At 54.9% G+C, this 18,948-nt stretch carries 18 protein-coding genes; 10 read left to right on the top strand and 8 right to left on the bottom strand.

What is annotated here, in order from left to right; translation table 11 throughout:
• Window positions 1–46 precede the first annotated feature (46 nt).
• From L991_RS13860 to L991_RS13845, 4 genes are all read left to right on the top strand, one after another.
• Window positions 47–475: a type II toxin-antitoxin system RatA family toxin gene (locus tag L991_RS13860; RefSeq protein WP_028450763.1), complete on the top strand. Its 429-nt coding sequence runs from the start codon at window positions 47–49 to the stop codon at window positions 473–475.
• Window positions 476–478: 3 nt separating this feature from the next.
• The gene (locus L991_RS13855; RefSeq protein ID WP_047396599.1) at window positions 479–784 is read left to right on the top strand and encodes an RnfH family protein; all 306 of its coding nucleotides are present in this window, start codon (window positions 479–481) and stop codon (window positions 782–784) included.
• Between the two features lie 109 nt (window positions 785–893).
• A complete protein-coding gene (gene rsxC / locus L991_RS13850) occupies window positions 894–2,243 on the top strand; it encodes an electron transport complex subunit RsxC (protein ID WP_052190905.1) in 1,350 nt (449 codons plus the stop codon).
• Complete coding sequence (locus tag L991_RS13845; RefSeq protein WP_047396596.1) at window positions 2,240–3,157, top strand: RnfABCDGE type electron transport complex subunit D; 918 nt, start codon at window positions 2,240–2,242, stop codon at window positions 3,155–3,157. The genes rsxC and L991_RS13845 overlap by 4 nt, the downstream gene beginning before the upstream one ends.
• 27 nt (window positions 3,158–3,184) lie before the next feature.
• Here L991_RS13845 and L991_RS13840 read toward each other — a convergent pair whose 3' ends face one another.
• From L991_RS13840 to L991_RS13830, 3 genes are all read right to left on the bottom strand, one after another.
• The gene (locus tag L991_RS13840; RefSeq protein ID WP_028450766.1) at window positions 3,185–3,655 is read right to left on the bottom strand and encodes an SRPBCC family protein; all 471 of its coding nucleotides are present in this window, start codon (window positions 3,653–3,655) and stop codon (window positions 3,185–3,187) included.
• A 63-nt stretch (window positions 3,656–3,718) separates the two neighbouring features.
• Window positions 3,719–4,489, bottom strand: a complete 771-nt coding sequence (locus L991_RS13835; RefSeq protein ID WP_231550563.1) for an HAD-IIA family hydrolase — start codon at window positions 4,487–4,489, stop codon at window positions 3,719–3,721.
• 71 nt (window positions 4,490–4,560) lie between these two features.
• Window positions 4,561–4,875, bottom strand: coding sequence for a nucleotide pyrophosphohydrolase (locus L991_RS13830; protein WP_047396594.1), 315 nt, complete (start codon window positions 4,873–4,875; stop codon window positions 4,561–4,563).
• 66 nt (window positions 4,876–4,941) lie between these two features.
• Here L991_RS13830 and L991_RS13825 point away from each other — a divergent pair, with 66 nt between their 5' ends.
• Both L991_RS13825 and L991_RS13820 read left to right on the top strand, forming a co-directional pair.
• Window positions 4,942–5,217, top strand: coding sequence for a hypothetical protein (locus tag L991_RS13825; protein ID WP_028450769.1), 276 nt, complete (start codon window positions 4,942–4,944; stop codon window positions 5,215–5,217).
• Window positions 5,217–5,795 (top strand): lysophospholipid acyltransferase family protein, encoded by a 579-nt coding sequence (locus tag L991_RS13820; RefSeq protein ID WP_028450770.1) that lies wholly within the window; start codon window positions 5,217–5,219, stop codon window positions 5,793–5,795. The genes L991_RS13825 and L991_RS13820 overlap by 1 nt, the downstream gene beginning before the upstream one ends.
• Before the next feature lie 147 nt (window positions 5,796–5,942).
• Here L991_RS13820 and L991_RS13815 read toward each other — a convergent pair whose 3' ends face one another.
• Together L991_RS13815 and L991_RS13810 are read right to left on the bottom strand one after the other, a co-directional pair.
• Window positions 5,943–6,146: a cold-shock protein gene (locus L991_RS13815; RefSeq protein WP_028450771.1), complete on the bottom strand. Its 204-nt coding sequence runs from the start codon at window positions 6,144–6,146 to the stop codon at window positions 5,943–5,945.
• Window positions 6,147–6,371: 225 nt separating this feature from the next.
• Complete coding sequence (locus L991_RS13810; protein WP_047396592.1) at window positions 6,372–7,010, bottom strand: YceH family protein; 639 nt, start codon at window positions 7,008–7,010, stop codon at window positions 6,372–6,374.
• A 129-nt stretch (window positions 7,011–7,139) separates the two neighbouring features.
• Here L991_RS13810 and L991_RS13805 point away from each other — a divergent pair, with 129 nt between their 5' ends.
• The gene (locus L991_RS13805) at window positions 7,140–8,267 is read left to right on the top strand and encodes an HD domain-containing phosphohydrolase (RefSeq protein WP_081986686.1); all 1,128 of its coding nucleotides are present in this window, start codon (window positions 7,140–7,142) and stop codon (window positions 8,265–8,267) included.
• Window positions 8,268–8,325: 58 nt separating this feature from the next.
• Here the strand turns inward: L991_RS13805 and L991_RS13800 are convergent, their stop codons facing one another.
• The 3 genes from L991_RS13800 to L991_RS13790 all read right to left on the bottom strand — a co-directional run bounded on the left by L991_RS13800 (window position 8,326) and on the right by L991_RS13790 (window position 12,356).
• Window positions 8,326–9,174, bottom strand: a complete 849-nt coding sequence (locus tag L991_RS13800) for a S4 domain-containing protein (protein WP_052190904.1) — start codon at window positions 9,172–9,174, stop codon at window positions 8,326–8,328.
• A 97-nt stretch (window positions 9,175–9,271) separates the two neighbouring features.
• Window positions 9,272–10,741 (bottom strand): pyruvate kinase, encoded by a 1,470-nt coding sequence (pyk, locus tag L991_RS13795; RefSeq protein WP_231550562.1) that lies wholly within the window; start codon window positions 10,739–10,741, stop codon window positions 9,272–9,274.
• A 211-nt stretch (window positions 10,742–10,952) separates the two neighbouring features.
• The gene (locus L991_RS13790; protein ID WP_047396589.1) at window positions 10,953–12,356 is read right to left on the bottom strand and encodes a transglycosylase SLT domain-containing protein; all 1,404 of its coding nucleotides are present in this window, start codon (window positions 12,354–12,356) and stop codon (window positions 10,953–10,955) included.
• A gap of 109 nt (window positions 12,357–12,465) precedes the next feature.
• On the opposite strand from L991_RS13790, the gene L991_RS13785 reads away from it, so the two are divergent.
• The 3 genes from L991_RS13785 to L991_RS13775 all read left to right on the top strand — a co-directional run bounded on the left by L991_RS13785 (window position 12,466) and on the right by L991_RS13775 (window position 18,940).
• Complete coding sequence (locus L991_RS13785; protein ID WP_047396587.1) at window positions 12,466–14,382, top strand: ATP-binding cassette domain-containing protein; 1,917 nt, start codon at window positions 12,466–12,468, stop codon at window positions 14,380–14,382.
• Between the two features lie 97 nt (window positions 14,383–14,479).
• Window positions 14,480–17,284, top strand: a complete 2,805-nt coding sequence (locus L991_RS16665) for a PAS domain S-box protein (RefSeq protein WP_052190903.1) — start codon at window positions 14,480–14,482, stop codon at window positions 17,282–17,284.
• Between the two features lie 66 nt (window positions 17,285–17,350).
• Window positions 17,351–18,940 (top strand): peptide chain release factor 3, encoded by a 1,590-nt coding sequence (locus L991_RS13775; RefSeq protein ID WP_047396585.1) that lies wholly within the window; start codon window positions 17,351–17,353, stop codon window positions 18,938–18,940.
• Window positions 18,941–18,948 lie beyond the last annotated feature (8 nt).

Genomic DNA, 18,948 nt, shown 5'->3' with positions numbered 1-18,948 from the left:
TGCTGCTGCGAGCCGTGTATTTTACCCCGCCAGCCCATTGATGACCATGCAGTCCATTCGTAAAACCGTCCTTGTCCCCCACTCCGCCGCCCAGATGTATGAATTGGTTGACCGGGTGGAGGATTACCCGCGGTTTTTACCTTGGTGTGGCGGCGTCGAAGTGCATGAGCGCAGCGAAACGGTACTCGATGTCACCGTGCGGATCGAATTTTTGAAAGTCAGCACTTTCTTTCGCACTCGGGATACCAAAACCGAAAACGAAATCGTCATGCATTTTGTCGACGGCCCCTTCAAAGCCCTCACCGGCATCTGGCGCTTTCAACCGCTAATGGAAGACGCCTGTAAAATCGAGTTCGAACTTGATTACGAATTTTCCAGCCGCACCCTCGACGCCGTGATCGGCCCGGTGTTTGGCAAAATCACCAGCACTTTTGTCGATGCTTTTGTGAAAGAAGCCGACCGCAAATACGGATAAACCATGAGCCAAATTACCGTCGAGGTGGTGTACGCCACCGCCAGCAAACAAAAACTGTTGAGCCTCAAAGTGCCTACCGGCACCACCGCCCAACAGGCGATCGAACAATCCGGCATCTTGACCGAGTTCCCTGAGATCGATTTAACGCAGCAGAAGATCGGCATTTTCGCCAAAGCGGTCAAACTCGATACTATTTTGCGGGAAAAAGATCGGGTCGAGATCTACCGGCCATTGATTGCAGACCCAAAAGAAGTACGTCGTCAGCGGGCGGCAGAAGGAAAAGTTATGAAGAAAGGCGGTGGGGAGTAAACCGCCAACTGCGGTGATTTGTACAACACCTGACAGGTATTAACAGGACAAGACAGGGAATACAACCTAATATTCGGGTTTTCCCGTACAGTGTTTTACCTGTTGCGTCATGTTTGCCAAAGTTTTTCGGGCGCTTAAGCCTTTTTCCAGCCCGCAGCAACTTGAGTTCCTTACCCAAGCCAATCCACATTGGCATGCTGAAAAGAACTGGCGCGGGGGCATAAAACTCCCCGGCAATAAACAACTAACCCGTAACAAGGCCATCACCCGCTTGCGCCCAGGGCAGGCGCTTTTGCGGATTCCCCTTGGCACCCAAGACCCCAGTACCGTGCAGGTCCATATTGGGCAGCGCGTACTCAAACAGCAATCACTCAGCCGTTCTGACCAAGTTCCTTGGTGTCATGCCCCCACTTCAGGTCATATTGTACGGGTTATTAACGGCCAGAATGCCAATGGCATTCCACAGCTGCTAGTTGAATTGCAAGCTGACGGCCTTGACATCGGATTACCTGAATCAACACCTCAGCGACCTAGTCGCGAACAATTGCCGCAGTTTTTACATGAAATGGGAATTGTTGGCATGGGAGGCGCGGGGTTTTCCGCCGGAAAAAAAGTCTCGCTGCTGGATGATGTCCGCTTCTTATTGATTAATGGGGTTGAATGCGAACCCTATATCACTGCTGATGATCGGCTCATGCGTGAACGCGCGATGGAAATAGTGCGCGGCCTCACCCAATTGGCACAAATTATTCAGCCACGCTACATCCGCATTGGCATTGAAAGCAATAAACCCAAAGCCATTCAAGCGATGCAGCTTGCCTGCCAGGCAGCCAGCACGGCGATCGACGTTGTGACGGTACCCACGGTTTATCCCGCCGGCAGCCAGCAATCACTGATCAAGTCGCTCACCAATATCCAAATGCAAGCCGGACAACATCCTAATCAACACGGGATTTTGGTTTTAAATGTGGCCACACTGTATGCGATTGGACAGGCCCTACTCTATGGTCAGCCGCTGACTCATCGTGTCGTCACCTTAACTGGCGACATTCAACGGCCATGTAATCTAGAAGTACCGCTGGGCACCACCTTGAGTCAGTTGCTGCACAAAGTAAAACCACGCAATCCGCAATATCGGGTGTGGCAAGGCGGCCCCATGATGGGCAGCTGGCAGGATGATCTCAGTAGTGTGATTGGCAAAACCAATAGTTGCATCGTTATCCATAGCCAAGCCATTACTCCGCAAGCAGAGCTACCCTGTATCCGCTGTGCGCGTTGTGTCGATGCTTGTCCGGCGCAGCTACAACCGGTCGAGCTTTATCGTGCCATTCAGCAGCAGGACCAGCAGCGAATTCAGCAACATCGCCTCGGCGCCTGTATCGAATGTGGCGCTTGTAGCAGCGTGTGCCCAAGCCATATCCCACTTCGCGACACCTTCCGCCAGCAAAAACGCCGATGAATAGTGCCCTCACCTTACCTCGGCTGATGTTACTGGTATCTGCCTGCCTGCTACCTGGGATGCTACATTTCACCACGGAATGGGGTTTGATTGTCCCAGTCCAACTACTTTGGTGCTGTAGTTGCTGTGCATTTGTAGAATGGTTATGCAATCAATGGCTGAAATTGCACACGGCACCATTAAGCAATTTCAGCTGGCTGGTAACGGGAATATTGCTCGCCAAATCCCTCCCCCCTTTTACCCCGGCCCCGTATTGCTTGGGCGCCGCCTTCATTGCCGTTGGAGTGGTGAAGTATGGCGCCGGTGGCCTTGGGAAAAACCGGCTTAATCCAGCCATGGTCGCCCTCGCCGTAATGGCACTGTGTTTTTACCAACCACTTCATCAAAGTGGTGAAATGAATGCCTCGTATATCCGCACGCTGCCGTGGCAGGAAGTACTTCTCCACTTTTTCAGCACCTCACTACCGAGCTTACCTGATGGGATGAGCTCAGCCACGCCCTTAACACGTGGCAATTCGGCTGGGGCCTACAGCTGGAGCTGGTTGAGTTTCGCGTTTGGAGGATTGATTTTGGCTCGGCTGAAAATCATCCGCCTAGAGATTCCTGTGGCTATTTTGCTGAGCTATGTCACTTTCGAAATATTGATGGGTCATAGCTTGTGGCAGGCCTGCCAGCGATTTGGCTTGGGGGGGCTAGTCTTTGCGGCATTCTTTATCGCTACCGACCCAGTCACCAGCCCGCTCAGCCAGCTAGGGCGTTGGATTTATGGTGGCTTGATTGGCGCCATTGTCAGCCTAGCCCGCTGCAATGGCTTATACCCGGATGGGATCGCCTTTGCCATTTTGGCCGGCAATCTCATCACACCACATCTCGATCAGTGGCTCTGGCGCTGGCAAAACCGCCAAACAGCCTGAACGTACCCCACCACGCCCGCCACCCGATTACCCGAGACGTCCACTCGCTGCCATTTCACGAATGGTGATGACGGTATCAAGATCCATTTGCTGCCACGCAGATTGCAGATAGCGCAGGTATTTTTCCAGCTCAGGATCGGGATCATCGGGATGTGGGGTTTCGTAAATAAAGCGCACGAACAGCGCGCCGCTTTCCGGCTCTTCGATTTTCATCCACATCTGCCCACCCAGATGTTTGGCACTGGGCTGGGTGTCGTAATGCACGGACTCTTCATGCTGGTAGGCGATGTGGTCGAGTACTTCCAGCTGGCCCATCACCACGCGGCGCTGAAGGCCGTGGGCGCTACGTTGCAGCACTTCGCTTTCATCGATGTGCTCAACAAACTCCATGGGCGACTCAGCCCGTAGCACCAGCCCTTGCCAGAGCTGATTGCGAGTCAGCAGCAGCGGACCGGGTTGTTGCAGATCGTTGATTTGCACCAGATGTTCAAAACGCATGACCTATCCTCTGCTGAAAAAGGCGGCATTATACAAAAAGCCGCCGAGCGCCCCAAGCCTAGACTACAGCGCCTGAAAATCGATTTCACCGACATGGTTAAAGACATAGTCGGGCTTGTAGGGAAATTCATCCAGCATCGGCATGGTCGTAACCCCCGAAAGCACCAGCGCGGTTTTCATGCCAGCTTCCATGCCACCCACAATGTCGGTATCCATCCGATCGCCCACCATCACGCATTCTTCCGGGTGCACACCCAGTTTGCGGCTGGCCAGCATCATCATCAGCGCATTGGGTTTGCCGACGATATACGGTTTTTTGCCGGTGGCCGCTGAAATCGCCGCCAAAATCGTTCCGGCCGCCGGCTCATTGCCGCCCTCCACCGGATCGATCATATCGGGATTGGTACCGATAAATTTGGCGCCATGATCAATAAAGCGCACGGCTTTTTTCAGCTGCTCGAAGCTAAAGGTCGACGATTTGGCGACGACCACATAATCGGGATTGGATTCGGAAATCGAAAACCCCACGTTGTACAGCTCATTGATCAGGCCACCGCCGCCAATCACATACACCTTGGCACGCTCTTTTTGCTGGCGCAAAAACATCGCCGTAGCCATCGCGCTGGTGATGAAATTGTCTTCCGTCAGGCCATGAATCCCCAAAGATTCGAGTTTGAGCTTTAAATCCAGCGGGGTTTGCTCGGCATTATTGGTTAGAAACAAAAATGGCGTTTTGGCCGCCAGCAAGCGTTGCACAAACTCATTGGCACCGGGAATCAGCTGCTTACCGCGGTAAATCACGCCATCCATATCGGAAATTACACTGGTCACCATCGGGCATCCTCTTGGGGTATTGAGCTAGAGACTAATTAAAATAAGGCTTACCGGGCAATACATCGATCAACTTAGCGCGGCAAGGCAGGGTATTTTTGGGCATTTAACTGCATTTTGTGCAAAATTGCGGCTTCCAGATCCAGCCCCACTTCGTCGGCCAAACGCAGCATATATAGCATCACATCGGCCATTTCCTGTGCCACCAGTGAGGTGGTATCCACCGGTAAGTTTGCCGCCTCATCCGGCGTTAGCCATTGATAATGTTCAAGCAATTCGGCCATTTCCACCGACATCGCCATCACCAGATTTTTGGGGTTGTGATAGGGGCGCCAGTCACGTTGATCGGCAAATTCGCGGGTTTTGCGCGCAAGTTCAGCTAAATTCATGCGTAAAGTCAGGACTGATTGCAGATGAATCCGTAGAATACGCCCTTCGCCTCAAGGATCACCAGCATGCCAATGAAAAAATACGAACTCGAGAAGCGCAAAGCCGAAAAACTGCACAACGACCTGCACGGTGCTAGCGCCCCCAACCGCTTTGCGGCGGGCGCCGGTGGCGTTCTCGATAAAAAAGAACAGCGCAAACTCGATCAAGCCCAAGGCTTGGTGCCGTTTGCCTGCAAACTGAAACAAGACCTGGTTAGCGCCCTGCACGAGCGCTGCACCGCTGAGGGCAAAACCCTGAACGATCTGCTCGACGAGCTGCTGCGCCAAGGATTGCAAAAGTAATGCGCCGCACCACCATTTTTGACACCCCGATTTTGCGCGACATTTTGCCGCCCATCAGTCGCTGGGCGCTAAAACGGCTGGGCTGGACCATTGAAGGGGAGTTTCCGGCGCTGGATAAATACGTGCTGATCGGCGCACCGCATACCAGCAACTGGGATTTCCCGGTGGCGCTGGCGGTGTGTTTTGCCAAGCGCCAGAAAATCTACTGGATGGGTAAACATACGTTGTTTAGCGGCCCGCTCGGCCCGCTCTCGCGCTGGCTGGGTGGCATTGCCGTTGATCGCCGCCAGGCTAATTCACTGGTCGACCAGATCGTGAATGTGTACGCGCAAAGCGAACAGCTGGTGGTCGGGATTCCACCCGAAGGCACGCGAAAAAAAGTCGAAAAGTGGAAAACCGGCTTTTACTACATCGCACTGGGCGCCAAGCTGCCGATTGCGCTGGGCTATATCGACTTCAAGCGTAAAGCCGCGGGTTGCAGCGAGCTATTTTACCCCACCGGCGATATCGAGGCCGATATGGCAAAGATTCGGGCTTACTATGCGCCGGTAGTGGGCAAATATCCGGAAAATCAGTAAACCCCACCTCGTTTAGCGCAGGGGTATTTGCCGCTAAGCCAATCTAAATAAGGCTAAGATGGCAATACCCTATAAGCGAAACCAAACAGCAGACAAGAAAAAACCCGGCAGCGCCGGGTTTTTTTGCAACTACATGCAGACGGAGAATTAAACCGGCTGGATGTTAGAAGCTTGTTTGCCTTTAGGGCCGGTAGTTACTTCGAAAGTAACTTTTTGGCCTTCAGCCAAGGTTTTGAAACCTTTAGACTGAATTTGTGAGAAGTGAGCAAACAGATCTTCGCCACCTTCATCTGGAGTGATGAAGCCGAAGCCTTTAGCGTCGTTGAACCACTTAACGGTACCTTGTGCCATTTTTTGTATCCTAAAATGCGGAATAAATAAAAAGAATGCACGACATCAAGGGAAAGCACTGCGGTACGGCCAGGCCATTACGACACACACATCCACTGCTTGAAGATCCTGCGATGCATATCTTCCCCGAGCCCTGCTGCACTGGCAAGCGTTTTTTGCAGAAAAAACACTTAATTTGAACAAAATCGCATAATTACGACGTTCACTGTCGCAAAACGGGATTTTTCACGCCTCAAACTGACGTTTAAATGCAGAAAACTCGTTTTTTAGCGTCACGATTTCTTCTTCCAGTGCTGCAATGCGCGCGAGCAATTCGCTACTGGCCTGTGGCGAACTCGCGACAACCGCTTCGGCCAATACCGGCTCACCACACAATAAATGCGCCCAGCGCGATTCACGGGCCCCTAGCTGACGCGGCAACAACTGCACCAAAGCGCCGGCGCTGCGCTCGGCCAGTTCGGCCAGAAAACCCTCCAGCGCCGAAATATCGGCAAACCGATGCAGACGCTCGCAATGGCTGCGCAATTCTGCCGCGGTTTGCGGGCCACGCAACATCAAGGTGGCCAGCACCGCTACCGATTGACTAGGCACCCCCAGCTGCGACCCAAAGCGATGGCTGTAGCGCGCCACTCTCCCCGCCAAGTGGTCGGTAATCCAGCCTGCACTTTTTAATTCATCCAGCGCGGCCAGAATCTCGCTCTCGCTCAGCTCCATCACCGGCTCACGCGCGGTTTTCTGATTACACCCGGTTTGCAGGCCGTTGAGCGAAAGCGGATAGCTATCAGGCACGGTGCGTTCTTTTTCGATCAAGACCGCCAAAATGCGGGCTTGCACTGGGCTTAGAATCTGGCTTGGGCTGCTCATACTTGAATTTCCCCATTGGCGCGCGCCGCGCTATAACAAAGAGAATCAATCTTACGGCATGTGCCGCGCGCGTGAAACGCTCAATCGCACACAGCCATGCCCTTTTACCCTCTTTTCGCCGGATGCCCCATGCCTAGCCCTTTCCTGCCCAATAAAGCGGCACTGAATCAGCCCCAAGTTGAAGACTGGAATTCCTTTCGGGATTTTCGCGATGGCTTGGCCGACAACGCCCCCAAAATTGAGGCGCTGATTGCCCAGCTGCGCAGCCAACCGAATCAGATGCCGGTGGTGGCCGATTTATTTCGCGCGTTTCACAATATCAAGGGCGATGCTGGCTTATGCCGGCTGGAGTTTGTCTTGCCGCTCATTCACGCAGTGGAAAGCCTGCTCACTCGCATGCGCGCCGGCGAGTTGTTGTTTACCGATCTGCTCGGCGAAGTATTTCTGCTGACGCTCGATCGGCTGGAGCAGGCCATTGATCTATTGGAGCGCCATGAGCCCGCCAATGGACTAGCCCTTCTCACGCTGTGTGATGGGCTAGAAGGCTTGGCGCTGTTCGAGCAGGCACAGATTGATCATGCGGCGGCGCGGCTGATTGAAGCCATTACCGGCTTTCGCCCCGGTAATAGCCATTTGCCGGCGCGGGAAGCGGCCTTGCAGGCCCGCAGCAAGCTGGAGCAAGACGATGACCTGCGTTACTTTCGCGAGCTGGCCCTGCAGCTGGAAGCGCGTTCAAACGCCTTTCAGGGCCGCACCGATCGCAATCTGACGCTAGCCCTGGCCACTAATCGCGAAGTGGGCAACCGGGTCGATCCGCAGCAGCTGGAAGCGGCGGTGTATTTGCATGACCTGGGCATGATGTTTCTGCCCGAACATCTGTGGCTGAAAAGCGCACAGCTGGATGCCGCCGAGCGCGAGCAGCTCAAACGCCATCCGAGCTGGGGCGCAGAATGGTGCAACCGGATTCCTGGCTGGCAAGCCGCAGCGGAAATGATTTTGCAACACCATGAGCAAGCCAACGGTAGCGGCTACCCATATGGACTCAAAGCAGAGCAGATTTGTGATGGCGCCAAAATTTTGGCGATTATTGATGCGTTTGATGCGATTTTGCTGCGCCACAGCCACCGTGGGCAGCAAAAATCGCTGTTGCGCGCGATTGCCGAGATTAATGCCGGCGATCGGCAATTTGCCAGTGACTGGATTCAAGCCTTTAATCGGGTGATCCGTCGCCATCTGGAAGGCCAGCAAGATACTTAGGCAGGTATTGCCCTATAAAGCACAGCAGTGCTTGCTTTTTAGGCAATACCCCTGAATATCAAAAGCGTTCATCCGCGTGCAAATAGCGCCACTGGCCCTCGACCAATCCGCCGAGCGCCAAGCGACCAATCCGCAGGCGCTTGTAATTGCCGCCTTCAACTTCCCCTGCTTCGCACCAATCCGGCACCAGATACGGTGAATTGGCCCGCAGCACCAGCCGTAATTGCTGCTCGTTTTGTTGAGTGACTTTCCAGCCTTTCATCGGCTCACCGTCAAATTCTTTCAGCGCATTCATTTGCGTCAATTGAGCGGCGGTGGCTGGCGCGCGCAGTTGCAGCAGATATTCCTGCTCGAAATCACGGTATTGCTTCAGCGTTTGCGCCAGCCGGCGATCTTGCGTCAGCACCAGCAGGCCACTGGCTTCCCGATCTAGCCCCAGCGGCAGCAATAGCCCCTGGCGGTGGCGCTGCAAATACGCGTAGCCTGTTTGATCATCCGGGCTACGGCTGCGCTCGGCAAAAGCGGCGAGAAAATCGGCGACTTCCCAGCCATCGACGCCGGCCGGTTTATGCCAGAGGATGCTGATTTTTTCCGGCTGATTGGCCAGGCGCTCCAGATCGATTGGCAGCAGATTGATGTTCTGGTCGGCAAACACCCGGCTACCCAAGGTGGTGACAACCTGGCCATCGACTTCGACGCGGCCCGCTTCAATCAGCCGATCCGCCTGACTGCGCGAACACAGGCCGAGCTCGGCCATACGCTTGGCCAAGCGCACCGCTTCGCCACCGGCCGGCTTAAAGGCATCCGCCGCTTTGGCGGGCTTGGCTCGACTGGGTTTGGCCGCTGATGCGGGCGACTTACGCGGGCTGCGTGGGCTGGCTGGCTGTTTGTCCGCCGATTTTTTCATGTCTTGCTCCTACAGATGGCCACCACTTCAGCATAGTGCCCACCAAAATAAAAAACGGCCGGATCAACCGGCCGTGTTGCCTGACGCATGATAGCGCTTAGCGGTTACCTTGCGCCACCTGGATGATACGCATGGTATTGGCGCCTGAATTCACGCCATTCACTGGCGAAGCCAGCGTTACAATCAGACGATCACCCGGTACCACTTTGCCGCTACGCAGCAGCTCGAGCTGGGCAAAGGCCAAATGTTGTTCACGATCTGGGCCCAGATTTGGATCAACCATCACTGGCTGCACATGGCGATACAGCGCCAGTTTGCGATAGGTATTGATCTCTTGTGTGAACACATAAATCGGTACACCCGTGATATAGCGTGACAGCCACAGCGCCGAAGCGCCCGAGTGTGAAATACACACGATCGCTTTCACTTGCATATTACTGCTGGCATATACCGCCGCCATCGTTACAGCCTGATCAATGCGCTCGAAGTCGCTGACATTGTCAAACTCGCCTTCGATTTTGCTTTCGCCCGATTTTTCAGCTTCGGCAATCGTCCGCGCCATGGCTTGTACCGCTTCAAGCGGGTATTTACCCGCCGCAGATTCGGCCGACAACATCACGGCATCAGTACCATCCAGTACGGCATTGGCACAATCCGACACTTCGGCGCGGGTAGGCACTGGGCTGCTGATCATTGATTCCATCATTTGCGTCGCAGTGATGGTCAGTTTGTGCTTTTTACGCGCCAGTTTGATCATGCGTTTTTGCAGCGCAGGCACGGCAGCATCGCCCACTTCAACCGCCAGGTCACCACGGGCGACCATAATGCCGTCGGAGGCATCCAGAATTTCTTCCAGATTATCAATCGCTTCGGTACGCTCGATTTTGGCAATCAGTAGCGCGTGGCCACCTGCCGCGCGTACCAGGGTGCGCGCCATATACATATCGGCTGATGATTTCGGGAATGACACGGCGATGTAATCCGCTTCCAGCTTGGCCGCGGTTTTGATGTCTTCCATGTCTTTGGCGGTCAGTGCCGGCGCAGTCAAACCACCGCCTTGACGGTTAATCCCTTTATTGTTCGACAAGGTGCCACCCACCACCACCGTGGTAAACACTTTGGCGCCCACGACTTGATCAACCACCAGCTTGAGCTTGCCATCGTCCAGCAGCAGGATCGCACCGGGCTCAACGTCATTGGGCAGCTCTTTGTAATCCAGACCCACTACGTCTTGGTTACCCAGCTCGCATTCGGCGTCCAGAATGAATTTCGCGCCTTTGGCCAGCTCGATTTTGTTCTTTTCAAATTTACCCACCCGGATTTTCGGGCCTTGCAAATCGGCCAACACCGCCACTGATTTGCCCAGCTTGGCAGCAATAGCGCGGACAGTAGCGGCGCGATCGATGTGATCTTGCGCGCTGCCGTGTGAGAAGTTCAGACGCACGGTGTTCACACCGGCTTGAATCAGGCTTTCCAGGACCGCTGGATCAGTAGAAGCTGGGCCCAGCGTGGCCACGATTTTGGTGCCGCAATGCATAAATGGAACTCTCCGAAGATAAACAGACATGACTTTAGGCCGAACGATACGCCAGTTAAACGCGTAAATACATGACCCAGCACAGAGAAAAAAGCTAAACCTGTATTTTGTTTCAACTTTTTTTGCAGCATTTCAGCCCGATTTGCTGCAATAAATCGCGTAGTTTTATTACAAATTGCAACAATTATACCCTGCGCCGCGCCCGCGTTTCGTGATCAGGCGCAAAGAAGCTGACTACTGCCTATTCGCTGGCTTTTTTCTGTTTTTGCCGTGCGCGCTCAGCCGCCTGATAGGCCAGATAGTAGCGATTTACAGTCGAAACATAATCGACCATGCCCTTGCTGACCGTAGAGAGCGCAATTTTTTCAACGTTCCCCACCCAGACATTCGGATCGAGGCCCTTGGCTTTGGCTTGTCGGCGTAATTGCTCCAGCCGCCCTTCGCCAGCGTTATACGCGGCAATCATGAAATACAGTTGGTTTTCTTCATTGATGCCCTGCTTGCTGTACATCTTGCGCAAGTAATCGAGGTACACCGCGGCTGCCGAGACATTGCCTTCGTGCGAATGCGGATCACGCACCCCCATGGCGCGGGCGGTGGACGGGTTGATCTGCATAATGCCGGTGGGGCCTTTTTGGCGGATCACAGGGTTGAGCTTAGATTCTTTCTGCCCAATGGCCGCCAGCAGCAGCCAATCAAGATTATTCGCCGCCGCGGCGGCTTGAAAAATCGGCGCAAAAATCGCCAGCTTATCCATCGACGACACTTTGTCATCACTGCGCGCTACTTTCGCGCCACTAATCAAATGCGGGCGGGTTAGCTCGATGGCTTTATCCATATTGGTAAACTGCTTGCTCTGGATATAGCGGTTCAAATCCTCGACCAGCGCCGGCTGATCGGGACGCACCGCCCACTGATAAGCCACTTTTTGCCCCAAGCATTCACCGACTTTCAACGCTGGATATTGGCTGCTCCACAAACGCGTAACCAAGCGGCTGGCTAAGGTAAGCTGGGTTTCGCCCTGCTGAATCGCACGCAAGATCATTTCGGCATTTGCGCCAAGGGCGGCGTCTTTTAATTTGAGATCTGTTTGTTCGTTACTGAGCAGCCGCCGGCCAAAGCTGGAACTAGGCAGCTCGACTTCTTCGTCCTGCCCCGCCAACTGCCGGCTGGCGCTGCCGACCAAACACCATTCGTCGCGGGCATAAGGCTCGGTAACCCCCACCAGTGCTTTCAGCCCGTCTAGCTGCGGCAATAGCCCTGCCGCAATATCCCCACGCCCTTCGCGCAAGGCGGGGATCAATTCACCGGCATCCAGCGGGATAAACTGTAAACGTACTGGCGGCTGGCCTTTTCCACGCCGGCGCGTGAGCTCGGATTCAAAGCCCTGCAATAGCGCATATTCCAGCCCATGCGGGCGGCCATCTTTTAAAAAGTAAGTCGAAGGGCCCAACGCCACCAGCACCCGCAATCGCCCTGGCGGCTTGGCCGGATCATAAGGCGCATCCAGTAAATCGGCGTTATCCGCCACGATGGCTGGATGGGTGCTACCTTGCGCTGCGGCCACCGGCTTTTTTTTCGCGGCCCACACACTGGGGCTAAGGGCAAAAAAAGCCAGCAAAATCAGGAGTAAAACACGCTGCATGCGGATGCCTCCATCGTCAGATTGGCCTCGATTCTAGCTTGGGCGATGTCATAGTCCAAACACTGGCCGTATAATTTGTGCTTTCGTTCAAAAAGTTAGTGTCCAAACCATGCCCGTTTTGCTCGTAGAAAATGCCCACCTCGCCTATGGCCACTGGCCGCTGCTGGACGGCGCCAGCCTGGTGCTCGAACCGGGTGAAAGGGTTGGTTTGATTGGCCGCAATGGCGCGGGCAAGTCGTCCTTGCTAAAGGCGATTGCCGGGGTCAATAAGCTGGATGATGGCACCATCCGTCTGGTTAACGATGCCCGAATGGCCTTTGTGCCGCAGGAGCCAACGTTTAATCCAGATCACACTGTCTTTGAAGCTGTGGCCGAAGGGCTAGGGAATGTGCGGCAGCTGCTGATTGATTATCACCACGCCACCCAACATCTGGATGGCAGCCAGCAGAGCATGGACGAGTTAACGCGCTTGCAGCATGCGCTGGAAACGCAAGACGGCTGGCGGCTAGACTCGCTGATCAGCAATACTCTGTCGATTTTAAAACTCCCCGCCGATGTGCAGATTAAAACCCTGTCCGGCGGCTGGAAAAAACGCGTGGCCCTTGCGCAAGCCTTGGTCACCGAGCCTGATCTACTGCTACTGGACGAACCAACCAACCATCTGGATGTGAATGCCATCGAGTGGCTGGAAACCTTGCTCAAGGGCTTTGCCGGCAGCGTGTTGTTTATTACCCACGATCGATCCTTCCTCGACAATATCAGCACCCGGATTATCGAGCTGGACCGTGGCCAGCTAGCGAGTTTTCCGGGCAACTTTAGCGCCTATGAAAATCTAAAAGCCGAAATGTTGGCGCAAGAAGACGTCGTTAATCGTAAATTCGACAAATTCCTGGCGCAGGAAGAAGTCTGGATTCGTAAAGGCGTTGAAGCCCGCCGTACCCGCAATGAAGGCCGCGTACGTCGGCTCGAGCAATTGCGCCGCGATCGCGCCGCCCGACGCGAACGAGTGGGCAATGTTAGTTTTCAGCTTGATGCCGGCGAGCGGAGTGGCAAGCTGATTGCCGAGCTGGAAAACGTGAGCAAAGCCTACCCCAACCCGGACGGCAGCGAAAAAGTACTGATCAAATCGTTCACCACCCGCCTGCTGCGGGGCGACAAGGTCGGGCTGATCGGCCCCAATGGTGCCGGTAAAACCACATTATTGAAGCTGATTTTGGGTCAGCTTGCGCCCGACACCGGCACAGTCAAACAAGGCACCAATTTGCAGGTAGCCTACTTTGACCAGTTCCGCGAACAACTGGACGAAGAACTATCGGTCGCCGACACCGTGGGCCAAGGCAATGATTACGTCGAGATCGGCGGCCAGCGCAAGCATGTGATGGGCTATCTGGAAGAATTTCTATTCCCCGCCGAACGGGCCCGCAGCCCGGTGAAATCACTCTCGGGCGGCGAGCGCAATCGCCTTTTGCTCGCGCGGCTGTTTACCAAACCGGCCAATATCTTGGTGCTTGACGAGCCCACCAATGATCTGGACATCGATACCCTCGAATTACTGGAAGAGCTGCTAGCCAGCTACCCCGGCACCGTGTTTGTGGTCAGCCACGACCGGGCATTCCTGGATAATGTCGTCACCCAGACCATCGTCTTTGAACCCAATGGCGTACTCCTGGAAAACGCCGGTGGTTATGCCGACTGGATGAGTGCCCGCGAGCGCATGCTGGCCCAGCAAGACGCCAAAAAGCCGGCAAGCAGTGCGCCAGCGGCCAAAACCAGCGCTGAAAAGCCGCGCAATCAACGCACTAAGCTCAGCTACAACGAAACCCGCGAGCTGGAACGGCTGCCTGCCGAACTTGAGGCTTTGGAAGCCGAGCAAGCAAATTTGCAACAATCTTTGCTTGATCCCGAGCTTTATCGCAAAGAGCCGCTGAAAGCCCGCGAAATGCAAGATAGAATTGCGGCTATTGAAGAGCTGGTTATGGCCAAACTGGAGCGCTGGGAAGCGCTGGAGGCGAAACAAAATCTTTAGTCTGGGCGCAATTCGGCAAGCCAGTCACCCCAATAATCACAAAACCCGGCAGACCCTGCGTGGTCTGCGCAGCGGTTTACTGGGGTTTTATGGGGTTATGGTCTTACTGGTGCTGCTGTCGCTGGCATGGATTACTGTTCGCGATTACCATCAGGCCTTGGCCGAAGCCCAACGCAGCGATCAATCTCTGGCCCGGGCGCTGGATGAAAATGCCACCCGCGCCTTTGTGTCGGTCGAACAGGCGATGCAAAACATCGCCGAAGATCTGGATCGCCTCGGCGGCGTAACCCACGCCGACGAATACCTGATGCACCTTTCACTAAAAGACAAGGTGCGCCTCACGCCGCAGATTCGTGGCATTATCACGATTGGCCCAGATGGCGTCATTCATAGCCACGGGCTGGAATACCCGGCGCGGCACATCAATCTCAGCGATCGGGCGTATTTCCACTACCACAGTCAAACCAATAGCACCGCCCCATTTATCAGCGAACCCATCCTGTCGCGTACCGATGGCAAATGGCTCATCGCTCTTACCCGTCGCATTAACACCCCGCAGGGCGAATTTGGCGGCGTATTGCTCTCGGGGATGGAACCTACCTATTTCCTGCGCTTTTACGAATCTCTCGATCTCGCCCCGGGCGTGACCATCAACCTGCTGCGCAGTGATGGCGTGGTGCTGGTGAACTACCCCTACGATGAAAGCCGCCTTGCGACCAATGTGCGCCAAAATGACACGCTGCTGTTCGAGCAGATGCGCTTGCGTCGGCATAGCACCGAGCGCGTCCAGTTTGCCAATGGCCGCGAGCAGCTACTGACCTTTAATGTAAATCAGGCCGGTCTGCCGCTGATTATCACGGTAAGCCATGATCTAGACGTGATTCTGGCCCCATTCAAAGAACAAACCATCACCCGCATACTGGTGGCGATGGGGCTGATGGCCGTGGTGTCGCTGCTGTTGTATATCCTGCTGCGGCAGATCCGCCACCTCGAACAAGTTGAGGGCCGGCTGTTTCTCACCCAGCACACGGTCGATGAATCGCCCGATCTCACGCTCTGGTGCGATCAAAGCGGGCTTATCCGCTATGCCAATAAAAGCATGGCCAGCCATTCGGGCTATAGCCGCCAAGAGCTCAATCATCAGCATTTTGTCGATCTCTTTACCGAGCTAACCGACCTGAATTGGCTGGATTACTGGCATGCGCTGCAGGAACAAAAGCAGCTCACCGTGGATACGCCACTGCAAACCAGCAATGGCGACAAACTGGCGATGGAGCTCACCCTCTCGCTGATCAAATATCAACGTGAAGCCTACATTTGCTGCACTGCCCGCGATATTTCCGAGCGCCGGCAAGCCGAGCAGGAATTACGTCAGCACCGCGATCAGTTGCATGAAATGGTGCAAGAGCGCACGACCGAAATCCGCACGGTGCTCGATGCCAGCCCGCTGGCGATTATGCTGACGATGAATGGCGTAGTGCGACTCGTAAACCCGGCCTTTGAGCTGCTGTTCGGCTACGCCAGCAGCGATATTATCGGCACCGAAACTGGCCAGCTCTTTAGCTCAGCCGACAAATACGACGAACTGCGCCAGCGCATCTGGTCACGCATTGCTACCGGCGGCGTGTTCCGGGGTGAAACCGAGCTGTACCGGCGCGATCACTCGCCATTCTGGGCCATGATCTATGCCAAAGCGCTGGTAGCGGGCGATATGAGCAAGGGCATGATTGCGGTAATTGAAGACATCACCTCACAACGAATTGCCGCCCAGTCGCTGCGCCAATCCGAGCGTCTGAACCGGACGATTATTGACCAGACCGCGGATGGCTTCTTGCTGATTGATGCAGACCATCGCATCCGCGAGGTGAATCAATCGTTCACCCGCCTGCTGGGATATCAGCGCGAAGCGCTGATCGGGCTGAATCCGAAATCGATTTGGGGCGATACCTGTACCCAGTTCTTCCCGGACGACCTGATGGATCTTGCCTTGCAGGAACATACCACCAAGGATATCGAATTACTCGATCAGCATCACAAGATCCGCCCCTTCCTGATCAACAGCGGCGTGGTCTTGGATGAGCAGGAAAACATTGAATACGCCTACGCCTTCTTTACCGATATTGCTCAACTTAAAGAAATCGAGCGCCGGCTGGTCGATGCCAAAGAAGTGGCCGAAAACGCCAATCTGGCGAAGTCGTCCTTCCTCGCCAATATGAGCCACGAGCTGCGCACACCGATGCATGCGATTTTGTCCTTCTCCGAAATGGGGCTGGCCAAAACCGGCAAGCTCGATGGGCCGGAAACCAATCACCTCAACCGCTATTACGAGCGCATCAATGCCTCGGGCAAGCGGCTGCTGTTGCTCCTGAATGATCTGCTGGATATGTCGCGGCTGGAAGCCAACAAGATGAGCTACGACAAAGGCCAGCACAGCCTGCAGGTGATCACTCGCCAAGCCATTGCCGAAATGGGCTCGCTCATTGCCGGCAAACAGCTGCAGATCGAGTTCCAAGAAGGCGAGCAAGAGCTGATTACCGTGTTTGATAAAGCGCGGATCACGCAGGTTATCGTGAATCTGCTCTCGAATGCGATCAAATTTAGCGCCAACCACAGCCGGATCGAAATCCAGACCCTACCGGTGGCCTTGCTCGACGATGGCAGCCCGGCCATCGGGCTGGAAGTACGCGATCATGGCCCCGGTATTCCAGATAACGAACTGGAAACCATCTTCGATAAATTTATCCAGAGTAGCCGGGTACGCCTCGGCGGCGGCACCGGGCTGGGGCTGGCGATCAGTCGGCAGATCATGCTTGATCACGGCGGCCATATTGCCGCCCGTAATCACCTGCAAGGCGGTGCGGTGTTTACCATCTTGCTGCCGATCACCCTGCCGACCGCCTAAGCGCCCTACCCGCCAACGCCGCTTGCGCGTACAATGGCGGGTTTTTCTGCCGTCCCTCTTTTGACTATGCCGGATATTCGCAGCGAAGTGGCGCGTCGTCGTACGTTTGCCATTATTTCCCACCCGGATGCGGGTAAAACCACCTTGACCGAAAAACTGCTGTATTTTTCGGGCACGATTCAGGCCGCCGGTACCGTCAAAGGCAAAAAAGGCGGCAAGTTCGCCACCTCCGACTGGATGGAAATCGAGAAGCAGCGCGGCATTTCCGTGGCCTCTTCGGTCATGCAGTTCGATTACCGCGAGCACGTGGTCAATCTCCTAGACACCCCGGGTCACCAGGATTTCTCGGAAGACACCTATCGCGTACTCACCGCCGTGGATTCGGCGCTGATGGTGATTGATGCCGCCAAGGGGGTGGAAGCGCAAACGATCAAACTCTTGAACGTCTGCCGCATGCGCCATACGCCAATTATCACCTTCATGAATAAGTACGACCGTGAAGTGCGGGATAATCTGGAGCTACTGGACGAAGTGGAAAGCGTACTGGGCATTCGCTGCGCGCCCATTACCTGGCCGATCGGGATGGGCAAAACCTTCCGTGGGGTGTACAGCATTTTGTCGGATGAAATTATCCTCTTCACCCCCGGCCAAGGCCCGCTGGATGAAGTGGAAATCATCAAAGGCATTGATAACCCACGCCTGGATGAGCTGTTCCCACTCGAAATCGACCAAACCCGCATGGAGCTTGAGCTCGTACGCGGCGCATCGCACCCGTTCGATCTGGAAGAATTCCTCGCCGGCACGCTCACGCCGGTGTTCTTTGGCTCGGCGATTAATAACTTCGGTATTCGCGAGATTTTAAATGCGCTGGTCGATTGGGCGCCGCAACCGAGCGAATCGGAAACCATGCAGCGCGACGTGGCGCCTACCGAAGAAAAATTCTCGGCCTTTGTATTCAAAATTCAGGCCAATATGGATCCGAAACACCGCGACCGGATTGCGTTCTTGCGCGTATGCTCGGGCGAATTTACCCGCGGGATGAAATTCAAACACTTGCGCCTCAACCGTGAAATCGCCGCCAATTCGGTGGTGACATTCATGGCGCAAGGCCGCGAGCAAGTCGAAGAAGCCTACGCCGGCGACATTATCGGTCTGCCCAATCACGGCAATATCCAGATTGGCGACTCATTCTCGGAAGGCGAGCTGCTGACTTTTACCGGTATTCCGTTCTTCGCGCCAGAAATGTTCCGCGTGGTGCGGATCAAAAACCCGCTGAAAATCAAACAGCTGCAAAAAGGCCTGCAACAGCTGGGCGAAGAAGGCGCGGTACAGGTATTCAAGCCGCTCAATGGCGGCGATTTGATTCTGGGCGCAGTGGGTGTACTGCAGTTTGAAGTGGTGGCCTCACGCCTCTTGAACGAATACGGCGTGGAAGCGATTTTTGAATCGTCGCCCATCTACACCGCCCGTTGGGTCAGCTGTGAAGACGCGAAAAAACTCGCCGACTTCGAGAAAAATCTGGTGAACAATCTGGCCCGCGATGCCGCCGATAGCCTGGCTTATCTGGCGACCAGCCGCGTGAATCTGGATCTGACCACGGAACGCTGGCCTGAGCTGAAATTCCACGCCACGCGTGAGCATGCGGTGAAGCTGTAATACGTCGC

It is taken from the genome of Chitinibacter sp. ZOR0017 (assembly GCF_000799095.1).
Classification (GTDB): domain Bacteria; phylum Pseudomonadota; class Gammaproteobacteria; order Burkholderiales; family Chitinibacteraceae; genus Chitinibacter; species Chitinibacter tainanensis.
This window is presented reverse-complemented; position numbering and strand designations above follow the sequence as displayed.